The sequence below is a fragment of the Lysinibacillus sp. NPDC092081 genome, assembly GCF_044755845.1.
GTDB lineage: Bacteria > Bacillota > Bacilli > Bacillales_A > Planococcaceae > Lysinibacillus.
Genome location: NZ_JBIVRU010000001.1, coordinates 251226 through 270437, shown reverse-complemented (window position 1 = coordinate 270437; position 19212 = coordinate 251226). Strand labels below are relative to the sequence as shown.

The 19212-nt window shown below is 37.4% G+C and carries 18 protein-coding genes; 15 read left to right on the top strand and 3 right to left on the bottom strand.

The window, feature by feature from the left end:
• Positions 1-225: 225 nt before the first annotated feature.
• Together ACIQLB_RS01365 and ACIQLB_RS01360 are read left to right on the top strand one after the other, a co-directional pair.
• Complete coding sequence (locus tag ACIQLB_RS01365) at positions 226-1434, top strand: MFS transporter (RefSeq protein WP_400720003.1); 1209 nt, start codon at positions 226-228, stop codon at positions 1432-1434.
• 147 nt (positions 1435-1581) lie between these two features.
• Positions 1582-2253, top strand: coding sequence for a peptidylprolyl isomerase (locus tag ACIQLB_RS01360; RefSeq protein WP_400720001.1), 672 nt, complete (start codon positions 1582-1584; stop codon positions 2251-2253).
• A gap of 78 nt (positions 2254-2331) precedes the next feature.
• On the opposite strand, the gene ACIQLB_RS01355 is transcribed toward ACIQLB_RS01360, so the two are convergent.
• Together ACIQLB_RS01355 and ACIQLB_RS01350 are read right to left on the bottom strand one after the other, a co-directional pair.
• On the bottom strand, positions 2332-3114 hold the full coding sequence (locus ACIQLB_RS01355; protein WP_082337380.1) for an enoyl-ACP reductase FabI: 783 nt from the start codon (positions 3112-3114) through the stop codon (positions 2332-2334).
• A 253-nt stretch (positions 3115-3367) separates the two neighbouring features.
• Entirely contained in the window at positions 3368-3616 is a 249-nt protein-coding gene (locus tag ACIQLB_RS01350; RefSeq protein ID WP_053482601.1) for a ferredoxin, read from the bottom strand.
• 107 nt (positions 3617-3723) lie between these two features.
• Between ACIQLB_RS01350 and ACIQLB_RS01345 the strand changes: the two genes are divergently transcribed.
• The 7 genes from ACIQLB_RS01345 to ACIQLB_RS01315 all read left to right on the top strand — a co-directional run bounded on the left by ACIQLB_RS01345 (position 3724) and on the right by ACIQLB_RS01315 (position 11897).
• On the top strand, positions 3724-4752 hold the full coding sequence (locus ACIQLB_RS01345) for a YpbB family protein (RefSeq protein ID WP_400719998.1): 1029 nt from the start codon (positions 3724-3726) through the stop codon (positions 4750-4752).
• Positions 4753-6195: a RecQ family ATP-dependent DNA helicase gene (locus ACIQLB_RS01340; RefSeq protein ID WP_400719996.1), complete on the top strand. Its 1443-nt coding sequence runs from the start codon at positions 4753-4755 to the stop codon at positions 6193-6195.
• Between the two features lie 299 nt (positions 6196-6494).
• Entirely contained in the window at positions 6495-7250 is a 756-nt protein-coding gene (locus ACIQLB_RS01335) for a LysM peptidoglycan-binding domain-containing protein (protein WP_400719994.1), read from the top strand.
• 159 nt (positions 7251-7409) lie between these two features.
• Positions 7410-8165: a metallophosphoesterase gene (locus ACIQLB_RS01330; RefSeq protein WP_400719992.1), complete on the top strand. Its 756-nt coding sequence runs from the start codon at positions 7410-7412 to the stop codon at positions 8163-8165.
• A 340-nt stretch (positions 8166-8505) separates the two neighbouring features.
• Positions 8506-9471: a YpdA family putative bacillithiol disulfide reductase gene (locus ACIQLB_RS01325; RefSeq protein ID WP_400719990.1), complete on the top strand. Its 966-nt coding sequence runs from the start codon at positions 8506-8508 to the stop codon at positions 9469-9471.
• Between the two features lie 319 nt (positions 9472-9790).
• Entirely contained in the window at positions 9791-10351 is a 561-nt protein-coding gene (locus tag ACIQLB_RS01320) for a glycerol-3-phosphate acyltransferase (RefSeq protein WP_400719988.1), read from the top strand.
• A gap of 4 nt (positions 10352-10355) precedes the next feature.
• A complete protein-coding gene (locus tag ACIQLB_RS01315; RefSeq protein ID WP_400719986.1) occupies positions 10356-11897 on the top strand; it encodes an aminotransferase class V-fold PLP-dependent enzyme in 1542 nt (513 codons plus the stop codon).
• 28 nt (positions 11898-11925) lie between these two features.
• Here the strand turns inward: ACIQLB_RS01315 and ACIQLB_RS01310 are convergent, their stop codons facing one another.
• Positions 11926-12894, bottom strand: coding sequence for an asparaginase (locus ACIQLB_RS01310; RefSeq protein ID WP_400719984.1), 969 nt, complete (start codon positions 12892-12894; stop codon positions 11926-11928).
• Between the two features lie 354 nt (positions 12895-13248).
• On the opposite strand from ACIQLB_RS01310, the gene prsW reads away from it, so the two are divergent.
• The 6 genes from prsW (at position 13249) to rpsA (ending at position 18976) form a co-directional block, all read left to right on the top strand.
• Positions 13249-13923 carry a glutamic-type intramembrane protease PrsW gene (gene prsW, locus ACIQLB_RS01305; RefSeq protein ID WP_400719982.1) on the top strand — a complete coding sequence of 225 codons (675 nt, stop codon included), beginning with the start codon at positions 13249-13251 and terminating at the stop codon, positions 13921-13923.
• 98 nt (positions 13924-14021) lie between these two features.
• Positions 14022-14840: a spore cortex-lytic enzyme gene (gene sleB, locus ACIQLB_RS01300; protein WP_400719980.1), complete on the top strand. Its 819-nt coding sequence runs from the start codon at positions 14022-14024 to the stop codon at positions 14838-14840.
• A 15-nt stretch (positions 14841-14855) separates the two neighbouring features.
• On the top strand, positions 14856-16133 hold the full coding sequence (locus ACIQLB_RS01295) for a PepSY1/2 domain-containing protein (RefSeq protein WP_400719978.1): 1278 nt from the start codon (positions 14856-14858) through the stop codon (positions 16131-16133).
• An 84-nt stretch (positions 16134-16217) separates the two neighbouring features.
• Complete coding sequence (locus ACIQLB_RS01290) at positions 16218-16877, top strand: flagellar brake protein (RefSeq protein WP_400719976.1); 660 nt, start codon at positions 16218-16220, stop codon at positions 16875-16877.
• A 185-nt stretch (positions 16878-17062) separates the two neighbouring features.
• A complete protein-coding gene (gene cmk / locus ACIQLB_RS01285) occupies positions 17063-17737 on the top strand; it encodes a (d)CMP kinase (protein ID WP_400721636.1) in 675 nt (224 codons plus the stop codon).
• A gap of 102 nt (positions 17738-17839) precedes the next feature.
• A complete protein-coding gene (rpsA, locus tag ACIQLB_RS01280; RefSeq protein ID WP_400719974.1) occupies positions 17840-18976 on the top strand; it encodes a 30S ribosomal protein S1 in 1137 nt (378 codons plus the stop codon).
• The last annotated feature ends 236 nt before the right edge of the window (positions 18977-19212 follow it).

The following is a 19212-nucleotide window of genomic DNA, read 5'->3' as shown; positions in this document are numbered from 1 at the left end:
GATTACTTTCACTGTAACACAATATTTATTAACTCAAAATAGATAAAAAATAAATTTATATGAAGAAATGTAATAGTAGTCATGATAAAGTTGTCAAATAAAATAATACACACAACAATAAAAATGGAGTTAAATTTGTCTATTCTTTGACAAATAATCGTGAGTTTTGAAGATTATTGTATTAGAATAATAGTAGCATTGGAAGTACGTTAAGGAGAGAGAGAAATGGATTACATTCAAAAAGGGACTAAAGCGTTTCATAAAGCAAACTGGGCTTTATTTTTAGCAGGCTTTATTACCTTCGCCAACTTATATGCATCACAGCCATTATTACCAACATTTGCGAAGGAGTTTCATGTATCACCAGTTGTTGCGAGTTTAACGCTTTCTGTGACAACCTTTGCATTATCCATAAGTATGATTATTGTTGGCTCATTATCAGAGGCATGGGGCAGGAAGTCTTTGATGACGATTTCTATTTTGGGGGCATCTATAATTACACTTGCACTAGCCTTTTCCCCTAATTTTGAAACGATACTAGTGTTACGTGTTATACAGGGAGTCGTTTTTGCAGGATTGCCGGCAATTGCGATGGCTTATTTAGGGGAGGAAATGGATCCTTCTAGTTTAGGGATTGCGATGGGTTTATACATAAGTGGTAATTCGGTAGGTGGGCTTAGTGGACGAGTGATTATAGGGACATTAACGGATATTTATAATTGGCAGGTAGGAATGATAGTACTGGGTATCATTAGTCTTATGATTAGTGTGTTATTTATCTGGATGCTACCTAACTCCAAGCATTTTTCAGCACGTCCTTTACAGATAAAATCATTGGCGACATCTCTTTTACAACATGTAAAGGACCCATCTATGCTTTGTCTTTTTGGTATTAGCTTTGTATTAATGGGAAGCTTTGTGACTCTTTATAACTACATTGGCTTTAAATTAATGGCGCCGCCTTATAATTTAAGTGCCACGATTGTTGGTTGGATTTTTGTGATTTACTTAGTAGGGACATTTAGCTCTGCTTGGTTCGGTAGTCTAGCCGATCAATATGGCCGTCAAAAGATGCTGTTATTGTCCATTGCGATCATGCTTATAGGGGCGATTTTCACATTAAATGGACTACTTAGTTTGAAAATTATAGGGATTACAATCTTTACATTTGGCTTCTTTGCAGCGCACTCGATTGCCAGTGGCTGGGTAAGTAAACGAGCCACTCACGATAAAGCACAAGCCTCTTCTCTCTATTTATTTTTCTATTATTTTGGTTCAAGTGTTGGAGGAACGGTAGGAGGAATATTCTGGATGCATTACTGCTGGGGAGGCGTTATTGGTATGATTGCTGTATTTTTAGTCGTTGCATGCTTACTTTCATTTTTATTAAAGGGGATTATTGCTAAACAACAACGCATTGCAGCAGGGTACTAGGAATAGTGATTCTTTGTTTAGTTTATTTACTTTTCTTGTTCGCATCCATAAATATAGCCATCTGCATTAATTATTATAAAAATGATTTGTCGTAAACTATTTGATAATATAATGAGTAGACTGGTGATAAAGAGGAGTTGAAAGAATATGTTCGCGCGTTATAAAAGATTTTCTGTTGTCTTTGCTTTGCTGGCGATAGCATTTGTTTTGACAGGTTGTGGAACCGCTAAAGAAAGTGGGCAAACGGAAGGAAATACGGCAAAGAAAACGGAAGAAAATGTGGATTATTCATCAAAAGTGAAGGAAAAGCCAATTGTGACGATTACGATGAACAATGATGAAAAAATCGTCATCGAATTAGAGCCTTCTACAGCACCAAATACGGTAGCTAATTTTATTTCCTTAGTTAAAAAAGGTTTTTATGATGGTCTTATTTTCCATCGAGTTGTCCCTGATTTTATGATTCAAGGTGGAGATCCTTCAGGGAATGGTACGGGTGGCCCAGGCTATTCGATAGAAGGTGAGTTTTCAAAAAATGGTTTTAAAAATGATTTGAAGCATGAACGTGGTGTCATTTCAATGGCTCGTTCGCAGGATCTGGATTCTGCGGGGTCTCAATTTTTCATTATGGTAAATGAAGCATCACATCTTGATGGCCAATATGCTGCCTTTGGAAAAGTAATTGAGGGGATGGAAACAGTAGATGCTATCGCTACTGCTGAACGAGAAGGTGAAAAACCATTAAAAGATCAGCAGATGATAAAGGTAGAAGTAGATACAAAGGGCTTTGATTATCCAGCCCCAAAGGTACTAAAATAACTGTTGTGAAAATCTGAAGTACAATACGAAACAAAGAAGCATGAGAGATCAATGATGATCTTCCATGCTTCTTTGTATTTATCCCATAATATTGTAGCCTGCGTCGATGTAAATCGTTTCGCCTGTCACACCGCGTGATAAGTGAGAAAGCATCACGATTGTCATATCTGCTACTTCGTCTTGTTGAACATTACGTTTTAATGGAGCTGTTTCTTCAATTTTGTGTAAAATTGTATTGAAGGAAGGAACGCCTTTTGCAGCAAGTGTACGAATCGCTCCAGCTGAGATCGCATTAACGCGAATATTATCTTTTCCAACATCTGCAGCAAGATAGCGCATAGATGCCTCTAATGCAGCTTTCGCTACACCCATGACGTTATAGCCATCAAGAACACGCTCTGCTCCTAAGTAACTCATTGTTACGATAGAGCCGCCTTCAGTCATATAAGGATGTGCGGCCTTTGCTGCTGAAATAAGAGAATAAGCACTAGTATCTTGAGCAAATGCATAGCCATCACGAGTTGTATCTAAGAAGCGATTGTGTAAATCTTCTGCATTGGCAAATGCCACTGAATGCACGATACCGTGGATAACGCCTACTTTTGTACCGATTTCATCGAAAGCTGCTTTTGTGCTTTCGTCGCTGTTGACATCACATTGTACGATCAGTGAATCAGATTGACCGATATTTTCTAATTGTTTTTGTAATTTTTTTAATGAACGTTCTTGACGATATGTGAAAATAACATTTGCACCAACGTCAAATAATCGTTTTGCGATACCCCAAGCAATACTTCGATCGTTTGCCACACCCATAACGACAATATTCTTATCTTTTAATTGTAATAAATTATCCATCATCTATAAGAACCCCTTTATGAAATAATATCTGTTATTAGTACCAACTACTAAAATCTTATCATACATAAAAAATGGTTGCAATAACAAGATGAAAAGAGTGACAAATTTTACGTTAGAAAATACAAAAAAATTCATCTCTGCCATGTTAGAGACGAATCCAGTAGATGTTAAAGCCTCCCTGTTTGTCACGAGGGAATCAAATAAAGGCACCCAGTTAAGGATGCCTTTAAAGATACTAATTGAAGTATAAAAACTATTCGAATTTTAATGAGTCGCCATCAAAAGTTTCATCTGCTACTTTGATTGAGTCAGTTGGGCATCCTTCGAAAGCATCTTGCATGTCTTCTAGTAGATCTTCTGGAACTTCAGCAGTTCCCATGTTATCATCTAAAATAACGAAGGCAATCCCTTCATCATCATAATCATAAATATCTGGTGCTGCGGCTCCGCAAGCGCCACAAGCGATGCATGTATCTTTATCAACAATTGTGAATTTAGCCATTTTTCATTCTCTCCTTTTACATGTTCCTACAAAGCTTCATACTCATTTTAAAGATGTTTATCTTACATTTCAACATAAATACTATTAAATTGGAGGAATTTGCGTCTATGTTTCATCAAATTTTATTGCAAATCTTTCAAAAACTAAATAACGAACGAACAATTTCTGCTGCTTATCATGTATTAAAAGGAAAGCGCTCAGGTCAGACTATTCAAGACATCGGCCTATTTCAGTTACATAATTATTTTGGGCTATTACCTAAGTTACCTAGGAAGACATTTGATGAAGCCGTAACTTTGTTTTTACAGTATAGTTGGTTAACTATGCAAGAATCTGGTCACTATTCCATGAAAAAGCTAGGTTTACAGCGAGCAGAGCAGACGCCTGATTTTTTATTTGACGGATGGCACTATAGGGGAAATGAGCATGTATTTTTTGCGAGGTTCTCGTTAATTGTACAAAGTTTATCTTATCAAAGTGCTGGAGTTCGTTCATTTTCTCCTATTAGTAGGGATACGAATATTCAGTCTTGGGTTCGTACATTTTTAGTCGAGCATAACTATCAAGATGGTCATTTACAGCAGCAATTATTGAAGGAATGTGAAAGTGTGCTTTCCGTGTTACCTTTATCAGAAGCTAACAAACAGCTTTTCCTCTATCGATTGAGTGGTCATAGTTTACCAGGATGGACGTGGCAACAGCTTGCTAGTGAACGTCAGGAAACAATATTAGATTGTCAATTTGCTTTTATAGAATTGCTACATACATTATTAAATGAAGTTCATCAGACAAATGATTATCCGTTACTTGGTAAAGTGGCAGAAGGATTAAGAGTCCAAGCATTACTAACCGATTCAGCACAGCAAACAGCACATTTATATGAGCAGGGCTATTCAATTGAACAGATTGTGCAAATAAGGAAACTAAAACAAAGTACAATCGAGGATCATTTGGTCGAATTAGCCATGAATGAACCGAACTTTTCGATTGGTCCATTCGTCTCTTATGAAGAAGCGGAAAAAGTTTGGCAGGCATCAAAACACTATCAAACCAAAAAATTGAAAACATTGCATGAAGTGGTTGAAGGTATGAGTTATTTCCAGTTAAGGCTTGTCCTCGCGAAAGGAGAAGTATAAATGGAGCTTGAACAAACATTAACAAAGTATTTTGGCTATACAGCATTTCGTCCAGGCCAAAAAGAAGTCATTGAAGCAATTCTAGAAGAAAAAGATGTTATTGCTTTATTACCAACTGGAATGGGGAAGTCACTTTGTTACCAATTATCAGGATATATCTTGCAGAAGCCAGTATTAATTGTTTCTCCTCTACTTTCTCTAATGCAGGATCAGGTAGAGGAGCTAAAACGCTTTGGTGAAAAGAGGGTAGTTGCCTTAAATTCATTTTTAACCGTAAGTGAAAAGCGATATGTATTACATTTTTTAGAGCAGTATCGTTTTATCTTTACGTCACCAGAGATGCTTTTACAGCAGCAAGTTCAAGACAAGCTTTCACAAATGCAGCTAGGTCTTATCGTAGTGGACGAGGCACATTGTATTTCTCAGTGGGGCTTTGATTTTCGACCAGATTATTTACGAATCGGACAATGGTTTTCACAAGTAAACCGTCCACCGATTTTAGCATTATCAGCGACTGCGACGAATAAAGTAGTCAATGATATACGAGATACATTGTCGCTAGATACACCATTTGAGTTTTTGTACAATGTGGATCGGCCAAATATTCATCTTGGGCGTGTTGTATTTGAGGATAGGGCAGATAAAACACACTGGATTATGCAGCATGTTAAAGAGACGGCAGGTCCGGGTATATTATATATGTCCTCGCGGAAGCGTGCTGAACAATATAGCGAAGCGCTTATACAGGTTGGTATACGAGCGGCAGCTTATCATGCAGGCTATAGTGCTGAGGACCGTCAGTTTATTCAGCAACAATTTATTAACGGGGAACTCGACTGGATTGTGGCTACAAATGCTTTTGGGATGGGTATCAATAAGCCAGATATACGTCAGGTTATCCATGAAACGATGCCAGCTAATGTAGAAAATTACATGCAGGAAATTGGCCGTGCAGGGCGTGACGGTCAAACAGCACTCGCAATATTACTTTATAGTGATAGTGACGAGGAACTTGCGAAATTTGTTGTAACAGGCGATTTGCCAACAACTGGTCATGTTGATCGATATCAGGAACTACTAAATCAACAAGTACATCCTTCACAAATGTTGAAAAATGGAGAGCTGAGTGAGACCGCTTTTCGTGTGCTTGATTACTGGCTACAACAAGAAACGATGGAACAAGTTAAAGTGCGTTTAAATCATTTAGCACTGGAAAAATATCGCGCTGTCGATAAAATGCATAAAATTACTCAGACAAAAGACTGTATTCGCACACAGCTAGTCGGGTATTTTGGGCAAAAATTGTTGAAAAAACCGGAAAACTGTTGTGAAAATTGTGGAATCCATTATGATGAAATCAATAAGGTACGCTTGAAAGAAAAGAAGAAAATAGAAATGATCCCATGGGAAAGTCGGTTAAAGCTACTCTTAATGGGTTATTAGAGGTTCATTCACCGAAAGTTTGAGATGACATTTTGTTATAACGTTTTCTTGGAATAGTTGATTGGAGTGAAAACTGGTGGAATTCTTGAGGAATAGTGTCACAGACGAGACCTGTTTCAGAGGATGTCGTTCAGAAACAGCTCGTCGAAGGCCACCAGGAAAGCACCGAATCATAACGGAAATCAACCTCAAGTTAGTTGAGGAGCCTTTTTAGACTAAAACTGACGGTCATTTACTTTTTTCGCAAAATTCGTCATAATAGAATGATAGAAAGCGTAGTAAGGTTGGAGGAACGGCGAATGAGTAAAGAAGATTATCGCGATAAAATCGAAGAACATCGTCAATCTTTTGAAGAAGAACAAAAAGAACAGCAAGCTTTATCTAGAGTTTCAAGAATGAATAAAAACGGGAGTAATAACGATAAAAAGCCAAAAAATACAAAACGAAAACCGCCATTAATGACGATTCTTTTTGTGATTTTTATCTTAATTCCATTATCGATATTAGTCTATTTTTTAAAATTCTATGAACCTGGAACAACAATTGAAGAGGCTGAAAAAAAATCTAAGGATCAAGTGGTAGAAATTTCTAATTCAGGGGATGAAGATAAGGTGCCTGTGTCAGCTGATAAAAACAAAGCAAAAGAAGACGATAAAGCAGACAAAGCAAAGGAGCCTTCTAAGAAAGACGCTGAGAAAGTAGCAGCTGAGGAAGCGAAAAAGGCCGAAGCAGCTAAGAAGGCAGAAGAGGCTAGAAAAGCCGATGAAGCTAAAAAAGCTGAGCAAGCTAGAATAGCACAAGCAGAAGAGGCTAGAAAAGCGGAACAAGCACGAAAGGCTGAGGAAGCGCGTAAAGCCGAGGAAGCACGCAAAGCAGAAGAAGCAAATCAATCTGCAAAAGCAAGTACTCATACTGTAAAAGCAAATGAAAATCTATATCGTATTGCATTGAATCACTACGGTGATGGCAGTGAAGCAACACTAGCGAAAATTCGTGCAGCAAACGGTATGTCTTCAAATAATGTAATGATTGGGCAAGTTATTAAGTTACCATAAGAAAAGCGGGTGTCATTCTTTGGCAATGATGTTTTTCTAGTATAAAATAATGGACAAACGTTAACACCAATATGGTTGAGGCGTACGTCTGATTTAGTGAAAAGGCGATTCTTCATTATAACGAATCGTCTTTTTGCTTTCGTAAGGAGATGTGAGGGAATGATTTATATTGGACTATTTGTTTTAGTAGTCATCGCGTTCCTACTTTATATGTTGAAGGTGGCACATGAAAACAATGTTTTACATCATCAATTGCTATTAAAGGGTGAACAGGAAAAAATCCGACTATTTTTTATTTCGGATACACATTTACGCAAAATTAATCGCCAGATGATTGAGCAGTTAAATGGTCAATTTGATGCTGTTATTATTGGTGGGGATTTTGCGGATGGACGCACACCTATTCAACGTATTCATGACAATCTAAAATTATTAACTCCGTTAGGACCAACTTATTTTGTATGGGGTAATAATGACAGAGAAGTAGGTGAAGAGCGATTACGAAGTATTTTACAGGAACATAGTGTTCAGATCATCGCCAATGATGCTGTATTACTACCTAAAAATAACCGCTTTTGGCTAAATGCAATTGAAGACACATCTACAATGAAATATAGCTTTGATGAAGCATTTGCAAAGATAGAAGAGAAAGACTTAGTTGTTTTCATCTCACATAACCCTGGTGTTTTTGCAAGAGTCCGTGCAAAATTTAGAGCAGATTTAATGATTGGTGGGCATTTACACGGTGGTCAAATTAGAATTGGCCCATACGGTGTGCATCCTAACGGGTCATATAGGGAGCGTGAAGGTGTGATGACGTTAGTAAGTAACGGCTATGGTACGACATTATTACCTTTCCGACTTGGTGCGAGACCACAGTGTCATATTATTGACATTGAAATTTCGGGTAAATAAACAACCAAAACTCGAATGAAGGCGTATAATGGAAGCTATAAGGATTTATTCGGTAAAAGCCCGATTAATCAATTATGCCTCGGCATAATTGCGTCCGGAATCGGCTTTGTGCTTAGGCCTGCACGAAGGCCGACACGATGTCGGTCATTTCGGTAATGCCACAGGACGTGGCGTTCTTAGACTGAGTTCCTTTATATCAGCGGATTTTTGGACACCCGCTGATAAGTTACTTAAACCCACATTCATCTCACCGCCTATAGTGGTGGGAGACTTCTGCTGAAAGAAGTTAAAAGTAAGTATGAGCAAATTGCTGATACAAAGTTGATAGGAGTGTCAAAAAATGCAGCAAGTAGATGCAATTATTGTTGGGGGAGGCCCATGTGGTTTAGCAGCAGCAATAGCCTTGCAAAATATTGGATTAAAGCCAATTGTCATTGAAAAAGGAAATATCGTAAATGCGGTTTACAATTACCCTACACATCAAACTTTTTTTAGTACGAGTGAACGTCTAGCTATCGGTGATGTGCCCTTTATTATTGAAGGTCGTAAACCAAAGCGAAATCAAGCACTAGTTTATTATCGAGAGGTTGTGCGTTTGAAGGATATTCAAGTAAACCGCTTTGAAAAGGTAAATAGCGTTGTAAAAAATGGAGCGGTGTTTACAGTAACGACAGATAAAGAGGTTTATACAACATCTTATGTGGTGATCGCAACAGGCTACTATGACCATCCAAATTATTTAAATATCCCAGGTGAGAAATTGCCGAAAGTCTTCCATTACTTTAAAGAGGGACATGAATTTTTTAATACTGATGTTCTTGTCATAGGTGGGAAAAATTCGGCAGTGGATGCTGCGCTTGAGTTGAATAAGGCTGGAGCTCGCGTCACTGTAGCCTATCGTGGTAGTGAGTATTCACCTAGCATAAAGCCGTGGGTTTTACCAGAATTTGAAGGAGTAGTACGAAATGAAGAAGTCCAAATGCATTTCAATACAAATATACTGGAAATCCGTGAGCATGAGGTCGTAGTAGAAATTGATGGTAGCAAGAAAACTATAAAAAATGATTTTGTTTTTGCGATGACAGGCTATCATCCAGATCATTCATTTATTCGAGCAATGGGTGTCTCTATTGATTATGAAACGGGCCGTCCTTTCTTTAATCCAGAAACTATGGAAACAAATGTAGAAGGGTTATTTATCGCGGGAGTTATTGCAGCTGGAAATAATGCTAATGAAATTTTTATCGAAAATGGCCGTTTCCATGGCGAGTGTATTGCTAAGACAATTGTAAAAAGAGCAAAATAACAATAGGAGCTGTATAGGCATGTAAGCTTATACAGCTTTTTTTAAACGTTGGAGGAAGAGCAAGAGCGACGGATGAAAGAGTCAAAGCGACGGATAAAAGGGTCAGAGCGACGGAAAAAGAACGAAGCGACGGATGAAAGAGCCGTAGTAACGGATAGAAGGGCCAGAACGACGGATGAAAGGGTCAGAGCGATGGAAAGAGAACGAAACGGCTCATCGGATGCCCCCAGGAAAGCGCCAAGCCGTAAAGGAAATCAACCCCACGTTATGGTGAAGAGCAATAATTTCTCTTATCAAAGTTGAAAAAAGGTGTGAAAGAATGCTTGGATTATATTGGTTTCTGAGTTATATTATAGGGAACTTTATGACTGCGTATGTCGTTGGAAAAGCGTATGGTGTTAATTTACAGGAAGAAAGAAGTGAAAACTTAGGGGCTAGAAATGCTGGTAGTGTGATTGGGAAAGGTGCTTTTCTATGGACTTTTTTAGGGGATTCTTTAAAAGGAGCGCTCGTTGTCGGTGCAGGACGTTTATTGCATTTCGAAGAATTGGAAATAGTGTTAGGCGCTTGTTTAGTTATACTTGGTCATATGTTTCCGTTTTGGCTTAAGTTTAATGGGGGAAAAGGAGTAGCAACTTTTATAGGTGTAGGTCTGGCACTGTCGCCAAGCTTATTTTTCATGATGGTTGTAGGAACGGCTATTACGCTTAGTGTTACGAGAAGTTTAACACTTAGTATGTTAGGTGGCTTTGTTTTATATGTTGGAGCGATTGTTTATACAGATAAATTTATTTTATACATACCGATACTAGTAGCAATTAGCTTTATGCTTATTAAGCATATGTCGAATATTAAAGAGGCTTTAGAGAGAAGGAAGTGATTATATGTATTGGTGTAAAATTGCGCATACAAAAGCGGAGTTTGAGGAAATTGCACGATTAAATTATGAAACCTTTGTCGAAGAAATTCCACAGCATAAACCCAACTCCGAAAGAAAAAAAGTTGACCGTTTTCATCATGAAAATACATATATTGTTGTTTATAAAGGAATAGATCTTATAGGCATGCTTGCATTTAGAGAGCAAAGGCCGTTTTCAATTGATGAAAAGATTGGAAAGGTTGAGCAGTATTTATCAAAGGAGATTAGTACTAAGCTTTGTGAAATTCGCTTGCTTGCCGTCAAGAAGGAGTATCGAACAGGAAGAGTACTATTGAAATTGACACAGGCATTAACTGCTTTTGCCTATGAAAAAGGTTATTCGGCAGCGGTTATTTCAGGTACTACTCGTGAGGAGAAACTTTATAAGCAAATGGGATTTACCCAATTTGCACCTGCTACAGGGACAGAGGATGCTTTATTTTTACCAATGGTATTAACGAGACAGCAGTTTGAAAAGTCTTTGCAGCAAAGACTTGCGAAGGAGTGCCATACATTTTATCCAGGTCCAGTAAAACAAAGTGAACCATTTATGTATTCTGAGCTTTCTCATCGTTCGTTAGGCTTTCAAACATTATTTGAGCAAATGAGAAATAAGTTGCTTCAACTATCAGGAGCAGGGCATGTAGCTACAATTGTAGGAACTGGGACATTGGCAAATGAGGTTATGTTGGGGCAATTGAAGGCTCAACAATTAGGCCGTGGACTAATTTTAACAAATGGTGAGTTTGGAGAACGTCTTCGAAAACAAGCAGAGAGATGGTCATTAGATTTTGATGTAATTGAGCAAGATTGGGGAAGTTCCTTTGATACAAGTATGTTGGACTCTTATTTGCAAAAAAAATCTTATCAATGGCTTCTTGCAGTACATGGCGAAACGTCGACTGGTACTTGTAATGATTTAAAGGAAATTTTACAGCTAACTAAGCGATATAATTTAAAGCTTTGTATTGATTGCATTAGTTCTTTCGGAGCAATGCCATTTTCTTTAAAGGATTGTTATTTAGCGACTGCAGTAAGTGGAAAAGCCATTGGTGCACTTAGTGGCTTGGCTTTTGTTTTTTCGCAAAACATTGTGAAATCTTCTAAAACATTACCTGCTTATCTCGATTTAGCTAATTACCAGTCTGGTGCGATTCCGTCTACTTTACCAGCAGTACTTGTTGCAAATGTTTCTGTAGCATTACAAGCATATCCAGAAAGATATGGACAGCTACAGCAACGCTTTAAAACAATGCTGCAGCTACCATTTATGCACTACCAAATTTCAACTAGACAGTATCCGATGCTAATCACTTTACAACTTCCTAAGGCTTTGACAAATCTACAGAGAGATTTAAATGTAAATGGTTATTATGTTCATGCGGATAGCCAATACTTACGCCAAAGAAATTTCATACAGCTCTCTGTTATTCAGCCAGATTTTGAGATAGCAATCAGTCATTTACATAAAATCTTGAATTATTATAAGCAAATTGTAGATGCATAACTATAAGTGAATATTGAATACATTAGTCTTACATGAAAAATTCCTTTAAATCAAGAGGAGTCCCTACTTTGTTGAGCCCAATTAATAATTTTAATCGCGCTTTTTGACCATTAATACCAGTTGCAAATATAGCTCCTAAGTCTTCGAGCATTTTGCCACCGCCAACATAGCCGTAAACACCTTCTGCGATACCATTAAAACAACGGGATACGAGTATAACAGGAATACCGCGCTCTAAAAGACTTTCAATACCTTTAACAACTGTTGGAGGGACGTTGCCTTGTCCAAGGCCTTCTAACACTACGCCATCATATTTACATGCGAGTACTACATCAAGTAAGTCATCCTCCATGCCAGCATACACTTTCAGCATGGCTACTCGTTTTGATAATCCATCAATTTCTACATATTGACGGCTGATAGGGGCATGATGAAATAATATTCTTGATTTTGTAATAAGTCCGATCGGGCCATATTGAGGTGACTGAAAGGTATTGACAGAACTAGTACTTGTTTTTGTAGTATTAACAGCTAGATGGACCTCGTCATTCATGACAACAAGTACGCCTTTCTCACGGGCTTCTTCGTCTACGGCTACGCGAACGGCTTCTACTAAATTATAAATTCCATCTGCACCAAGTTCGTTTGAGGAGCGCATTGCACCTGTTAAAACAATAGGAATTGATAAATCAGTCGTTAACTCTAAAAAATAAGCTGTTTCTTCTAATGTATCAGTACCATGGGTGATGACAACACCATCAATTTTCTCCTCTGCAACTTTTTCGATAATAAGGTTACGTAATTTAAGCATTTCTTTTGGTGTAATATGTGGTGATGGGAGATTAAAAGCCTCCATTTCAATAATTGTGGCAAGTGCATCAAGTTTGCTGCTGTCCTTCATTAGAGGATTTTCTTTGTTTGGCATAACGGCACCTTCATCACTCATTGCCATAGAAATTGTGCCACCTGTATGAATTAATAAAATTGTTTTTTTCATAAAAAATATTATCTCCTTTTAAAAAGTTTTATGTCATATCATGGTATAATAATAGCAGTTTATCTTCATGTAACAGATATTTTTTGTTGATAACGGAAGCTTTATGTCACATAAGTTTTTCATCTGAGATATACGAATGTATTTTTTAGATGTCCAAAAACCGACAGAAAAGATAAACTTAGGCTAAGAAATTTTACATCCTGCAAAAACGCCAAAGTTGACCAACATTATGCGCAGCCAATTCACGTATGCGCAAGAAATTGTTGGCTTAAAGCATTAGAAGGATGTCACAGATTTTAAAATCTTAACATAATTATGTCAAGGCTAAATTGATTTTTGAAAGGAGCCGGCATCATGATCATTTTATTATCAGCTGCCATTGCTCCTGGTCTAGCGCTTTTCAGTTACTTTTATTTGCGCAATCAGATGGCAACGGAGCCAAGAAGAACTTTACTTCAAACGTTTTTGTATGGCGCATTTTTAACGTTCCCAATCTTGTTTTTACAATATGTACTAACAGAGGAAGGGGTCTTTCGATATTTTTATCTACAAGATGTAGTTTTTTCTAGTGTAATTGAAGAGTTTTTTAAATGGTTTATTCTTTTAATCGCAATCTATAATCATGTAGAATTCGATGATCCTTATGATGGCATACTGTATGGTGCAAGTATATCTCTTGGATTTGCCACGATAGAAAATGTGCTTTATTTATTTTCTTTCGGTTTGAATACTGCATTTATGCGTGCATTATTACCTGTATCAAGTCATGCTTTGTTCGGTGTTGTAATGGGCTATTATTATGGACGTGCCAAGTTTTCGAAGCTTGCAAAGACGAAAGAAATGATTGTTATGGCGCTTTGTGCACCGGTAGTATTACACATTTTATATAATACAATTTTATCATTCAAAGGATATTGGGTTTATTTAATGATACCTTTTATGCTATTTTTGTGGTGGTTTGGGCTACGAAAAGTCAAGCTTGCTCATTACCATCTAGTACAACATTTGCATATGCATAAAAAAATATAAAGCGTAGAAATCTAAAAAAAGATTTCTGCGCTTTTCTATTTTTTAAATGTATAAAATAAGTCGTTTGTTTCAAGCTATGAAAAAAAGGAGTGATGATAATGCGTTTAGTAAGCATAATTTTTGCTTTGATGTTGGGGATTAGTATATTTGCTATTCCGCAAAATGACGCCATTGCATTTACCGGGCAACAGATTTCTCGTGGTGCTTATGGAGATGATGTAATTGAGCTACAGGCAAGGTTACAATACTTAGGGTTTTATAAGAGTAAAATTGATGGCAAATTTGGCTATAACACATATTGGGCTTTACGAATATTCCAAGAGAAATATGGTTTACCAGTAGATGGAATAGCCGGTGCTAAAACTAAAAAAACTTTATCAGGTTATTCAGATTATGATGAAGGATGGGTAAAAGCGCAATTAAATGCAGGAAATCAATTTACCTATTATGGTGGTACGCCACTTGAACAGCAAGTGAAAACAAACACTGGCGGTGGTGGTGGAGGTAAAAGTAGTGGTAGTAGTAATAATAATGGGACTAAAACTCAACTACCTCCAAAGTATACTGACAGAGATGTACAGTTAATGGCGAATGCGGTTTATGGTGAAGCTAGGGGAGAGCCTTATGAAGGTCAAGTGGCTGTAGCGGCAGTTATTTTAAATCGTTTGGAAAGCCCTGAATTCCCAAATACTATTTCAGGTATTATTTTCCAACCACTAGCATTTACTGCGGTGGCAGATGGACAAATTTGGCTTGAACCAAATGAACGTGCAAAAGAAGCAGTTCTTGATGCTATGAATGGATGGGATCCTTCAGAAAATGCACTTTATTATTTTAATCCGAAAACAGCAACAAGTAAGTGGATTTGGTCCCGACCTCAAATTAAACGAATTGGAGAACACATTTTCTGTTCATAAGAAAGGAGGAAAAAAATGAGAACTATGCTCGTTATACTCACTGCGGCAGTTATTGGTTTAGGTGCATATAGCATTAATATGCACGGAAAAAATGCAAGTTTACAACGTACTGTGTTAGCTCAGTACACGGATAATTTAACGGATGCATCTGAGAAATTATCGCATCTACAACAAGCTGTTTCGCAATCTCTATTGTTTCGAGATGACGATGCCATTCACAATGAGTTAGATTCTGTTTGGCGACTAAGCTCTGACGTTCGATCTTCTATGTCGAATATTCCTATCGGGCAGGAAATGTCGAACGACTGGCTAAGTTACTTAGGGCGCCTAGGAGATGAGGCAAAGAAAACATCTAAAACTGGTGATTATAAAGCTTGGAGAGAAAAAATGCCACAAGTCTCTACAAATTTACAATCACTTTCAGATGAATGGTCAGGTGCAACAGTAGATTTTTATAAAAACAACGGTAAGATGGATGTTTGGTTAAGACAAGTAGATACTAAGAACCCAAATACAACATTTGATAATGTACAAAAGACATTAAAGGATTACAGCGAAAAAGACTTCCCACTTACATTAAGTGAATCGGATTGGCAGAAAAAAATAGATCTTAAAGCATTACAAGATTCAGCCATTACTGAAAAAGAAGCATTGGAAAAAGTAAAACATTTATTTCCTATCATAAAAGATGCAACATTTACTGTTACGAAAAGTAGCGATACTTCATCGTATCCGTTTTATCATATCCAATTCCATCAAGGTATTCGTTTAGGATATGTCGATCTAACAGAAAAGGGTGGGCATTTAATATCCTATTTAGTGGAACGTCCTGTAGATGAAGCAAGGTTATCACAAGATGAAATTATGAAAAAAGCTGAAGAATATTTAAAACTACTTGGCATGAATGATGTTGCATTTGTGGAATCTCGTGAAAACCATCAAGCATGGCATGTGACATTCGCACGTGTTCACCCTGGTGATAATGCATTGATTTATGCAGATGGGGTGCAATTAAAACTTGCCAAGGATACAGGCGAGTTACTTGGTGCAAATGCGATGGAATATATTCAGGCAGAGACGATTAAACCACAAACTGCAAAGCCAATTGATTGGAAAACTTTCTTCGATGACAATGTAAAAGTAGAAGAAGTAAGAAATATTTATACAGATAACGGTCAATTCGAACAACGTCTTTGTTATGAGGTAATTGCGGTCCGTGACGCGCAAGAAACATTCAGAATTGTTATTGACGCTGAAAATCACAATGTTTTAAAAGTGGAATATTTAACGTAATCCAAGAAAAAACTACCAGTTCATATAGCCAAAATGGGCATCTCATGCGATAATAAATGTATATTTGTGTTCGAGGAGATGCTCATGGAAATAAAAATTGGTACACAATTAGAACTTGAACCAACTTATACAGAGCGTGTTGAAAAATTCCGCTGTAAAGTTGTAGAACAAGAGGAAAATATTGTTTACATCGATTATCCAATAAATGTTGCCACAAAGAAAACAGCTTTTTTAATAGATGGTTCTGAATTTAGAGCAACTTTTCGTACAGAAGATAAACAATCATTTGTTTTCAATACTGAAGTGATTGGACGTAAAGCTGGTAATATACCTATGATTATGTTGCATTGTCCAAAGGCAGATGACTTTATCAAAATTCAACGTCGTGAATATGTACGTGTGGAAACGCCTGTGGATGTAGCGATACAGTTTAAGGATTACAAATATCAGCTAGTAACAGCGGATATTAGCGCAGGTGGTTTGGCAGTTATCTTAAAAGGGGCAATTGCTTTCCAAGATGATGATGAGGTCCAGTTAACAATCGTTTTACCATTTGCCAATGGGGATGTAAAATACGTGAACACGGAAGCGACGGTTGTTCGTATATTTGAAAAAGATGACAAAAAAATGGCAACTATACAATTAACAGATACTGATGATGTAGACCAACAGCATATTGTTCGTTTATGCTTTGAACGTCAGTTAGTGAATCGTCGTAAAGAAATAAATCCTTTTGATGCTTGATTTTTTACGCCTATTAATAGTCTTAATAGTCTGCCCAACCTCTATTGATGAGTGGGAAATTTCCATGAATTTTTGCAAGGAGTTTACACACCTTCAAATTGAGTAGTAATTTGATTTAAGAAAGCCCTCTCTTTGAAGAGGGCTTTTTTATGATACAATATGGTGTGATAGAAAGTAGGGAGAATATGAAGAAAAACATTCAAATTGCGATTGATGGACCGGCTGGTGCTGGAAAAAGCACAATCGCGAAAATTGTTGCAGAGGCACTTGCATTTACTTATATCGACACAGGTGCTATGTATCGTGCTGTGACGTATAAAGCAATGCAACAAAACATACATTTAAATGATGAAACAAAATTAGCAGAAATGCTAGCATCTAGCACAATTGAATTAAAGCCTTCTTCTGAAGGACAGCTTGTCTTTTTAGACAGGAAGAACGTATCGGCAGAAATTCGATCAAATGAGGTAACTTCATCTGTTTCACAAGTAGCGGCTCATGCTAAAATACGTGAACTATTAGTAGCACAGCAACAAAAGCTTGCGGATAATGGTGGTGTTGTTATGGATGGGCGCGATATTGCTACGCATGTATTAAAGAATGCAGAACTAAAAATCTTTATGTCTGCAACTGTAGAAGAGAGAGCAAGACGTCGTTTTATGGACAATCAAAAACGAGGAATTGAATCTTCCATTGAAAAGCTTCAAGAAGAAATTGCCCTGCGCGATAAAATGGATAGCGAGCGTGAAGCATCGCCACTAATTCAAGCAAAAGATGCCATATTTTTAGACACGACAGCATTGTCAATTGATGATGCAGCACAGGCCATTTTAAAATTAGCGCAAGAAAAAATGATATAAATCCAAAAATTTCAAACATTTTTTGAATTTAAAGGATTTATTTTTGTCTTTGTCTTCAATATCGAATAAAATAGTAAGGGAAGATGCGAAGGAGGGTTACATATGTCTGAAGAAATGAACTATGCAGAACAAACGTTTAACGAAGGTGATATCGTCAAAGGTATTGCAGCGCAGGTTGATGAAAAAGCGGTAACTGTTTCAATTCCAGGTGCACTGTTTGACGGTATTGTGCCAATAAGTGAATTATCAAGCTTACACATTGAAAAAGCGTCTGACGTAATCTCTGTTGGAGATGAGTTGGAGTTGATGATTACAAAAGTTGAAGAAGAAAACTATGTATTATCAAAACGTAAAGTAGATGCTTTAAAAGCATGGGATACTCTTGAGCAACAATTCAACGCTGAGGAAATTTTCGAAGCGGAAGTAAAAGATATTGTTAAAGGTGGTCTTGTCGTAGATTTAGGAGTACGTGGCTTCGTTCCGGCCTCCCTAGTAGAAGACTACTTTGTTGATGATTTTGAAGACTATAAAGGCAAATCTCTTAGCTTTAAAATTGTAGAGCTAGATAAAGAAAAAAATCGCTTAATTTTATCACATCGTGCTGTAGTGGAATCTGAAAAAGCTTCCCAAAAGAAAAATGTCATTAACCAAATTAAAACTGGCGATGTTTTAGACGGTAAAGTACAGCGTATCGCATCATTTGGTGCATTTATTGACCTTGGTGGTATTGATGGCCTTGTGCATATCTCACAAGTGTCTCATGAGCATGTGAGCGATGTGAGCGAGGTTTTATCAGAAGGACAAGAGGTGAAAGTGAAAGTCCTTTCTGTAGACCCAGAAAATGAGCGTATTTCGCTATCCATTAAGGAAACGATTCCTGGTCCTTGGTCGAACATCGAAGAGCGTGCCGCGAAAGGTACAGTGCTAGATGGCAAAGTAAAACGACTTACTTCATTCGGAGCATTTGTGGAAGTTTTCCCAGGTGTAGAAGGTTTAGTGCATATTTCACAAATCGCGCATAAGCATATTAACACGCCACACGAAGCTCTAAAAGAAGGACAAGAAGTACAGGTGAAAGTGCTTGACGTAAATGCTGAAGAAGGCCGCTTGGCATTAAGCATTAAGGATTTACTTGAAAATCCCGAGGCAGAGGAAGTAATCGACTATGAATTACCAGAAGAAAACACAGGCTTCTCTTTCGGCGATGTCATTGGCGATAAACTGAAAAATTTTAAATAAACTAGACAAGCGAGGATACAGTTTGTGTCCTCGCTTTTTTATGGCGGAAATGGATAGAATAAATAAGACTCGAAGATAACCACATCACATCGATCATTCAAATAGAACAGCCGAAATGATATAAAAATTCCTAAATAGATGGAAAGTACGATACATAGCGCGCCCCTTCATGGATATGATATGATATAATGGCATTTTTCGTGTATAATAGCGAAAGACAAGAAGTTGGAAGGATG

Excerpts from the sequence above, each read along its gene's own strand:
- sleB (WP_400719980.1), top strand. The coding sequence starts at position 14,022 with ATGCGTTTAGTAAGCATAATTTTTGCTTTGATGTTGGGGATTAGTATA.
- rpsA (WP_400719974.1), top strand. The coding sequence starts at position 17,840 with ATGTCTGAAGAAATGAACTATGCAGAACAAACGTTTAACGAAGGTGAT.
- ACIQLB_RS01325 (WP_400719990.1), top strand. The coding sequence starts at position 8,506 with ATGCAGCAAGTAGATGCAATTATTGTTGGGGGAGGCCCATGTGGTTTA.
- cmk (WP_400721636.1), top strand. The coding sequence starts at position 17,063 with ATGAAGAAAAACATTCAAATTGCGATTGATGGACCGGCTGGTGCTGGA.
- ACIQLB_RS01360 (WP_400720001.1), top strand. The coding sequence starts at position 1,582 with ATGTTCGCGCGTTATAAAAGATTTTCTGTTGTCTTTGCTTTGCTGGCG.
- ACIQLB_RS01355 (WP_082337380.1), bottom strand. The coding sequence starts at position 3,114 with ATGATGGATAATTTATTACAATTAAAAGATAAGAATATTGTCGTTATG.
- ACIQLB_RS01290 (WP_400719976.1), top strand. The coding sequence starts at position 16,218 with ATGGAAATAAAAATTGGTACACAATTAGAACTTGAACCAACTTATACA.
- ACIQLB_RS01320 (WP_400719988.1), top strand. The coding sequence starts at position 9,791 with ATGCTTGGATTATATTGGTTTCTGAGTTATATTATAGGGAACTTTATG.
- ACIQLB_RS01310 (WP_400719984.1), bottom strand. The coding sequence starts at position 12,894 with ATGAAAAAAACAATTTTATTAATTCATACAGGTGGCACAATTTCTATG.
- ACIQLB_RS01345 (WP_400719998.1), top strand. The coding sequence starts at position 3,724 with ATGTTTCATCAAATTTTATTGCAAATCTTTCAAAAACTAAATAACGAA.
- ACIQLB_RS01315 (WP_400719986.1), top strand. The coding sequence starts at position 10,356 with ATGTATTGGTGTAAAATTGCGCATACAAAAGCGGAGTTTGAGGAAATT.
- prsW (WP_400719982.1), top strand. The coding sequence starts at position 13,249 with ATGATCATTTTATTATCAGCTGCCATTGCTCCTGGTCTAGCGCTTTTC.
- ACIQLB_RS01330 (WP_400719992.1), top strand. The coding sequence starts at position 7,410 with ATGATTTATATTGGACTATTTGTTTTAGTAGTCATCGCGTTCCTACTT.
- ACIQLB_RS01295 (WP_400719978.1), top strand. The coding sequence starts at position 14,856 with ATGAGAACTATGCTCGTTATACTCACTGCGGCAGTTATTGGTTTAGGT.
- ACIQLB_RS01365 (WP_400720003.1), top strand. The coding sequence starts at position 226 with ATGGATTACATTCAAAAAGGGACTAAAGCGTTTCATAAAGCAAACTGG.
- ACIQLB_RS01335 (WP_400719994.1), top strand. The coding sequence starts at position 6,495 with ATGAGTAAAGAAGATTATCGCGATAAAATCGAAGAACATCGTCAATCT.
- ACIQLB_RS01340 (WP_400719996.1), top strand. The coding sequence starts at position 4,753 with ATGGAGCTTGAACAAACATTAACAAAGTATTTTGGCTATACAGCATTT.
- ACIQLB_RS01350 (WP_053482601.1), bottom strand. The coding sequence starts at position 3,616 with ATGGCTAAATTCACAATTGTTGATAAAGATACATGCATCGCTTGTGGC.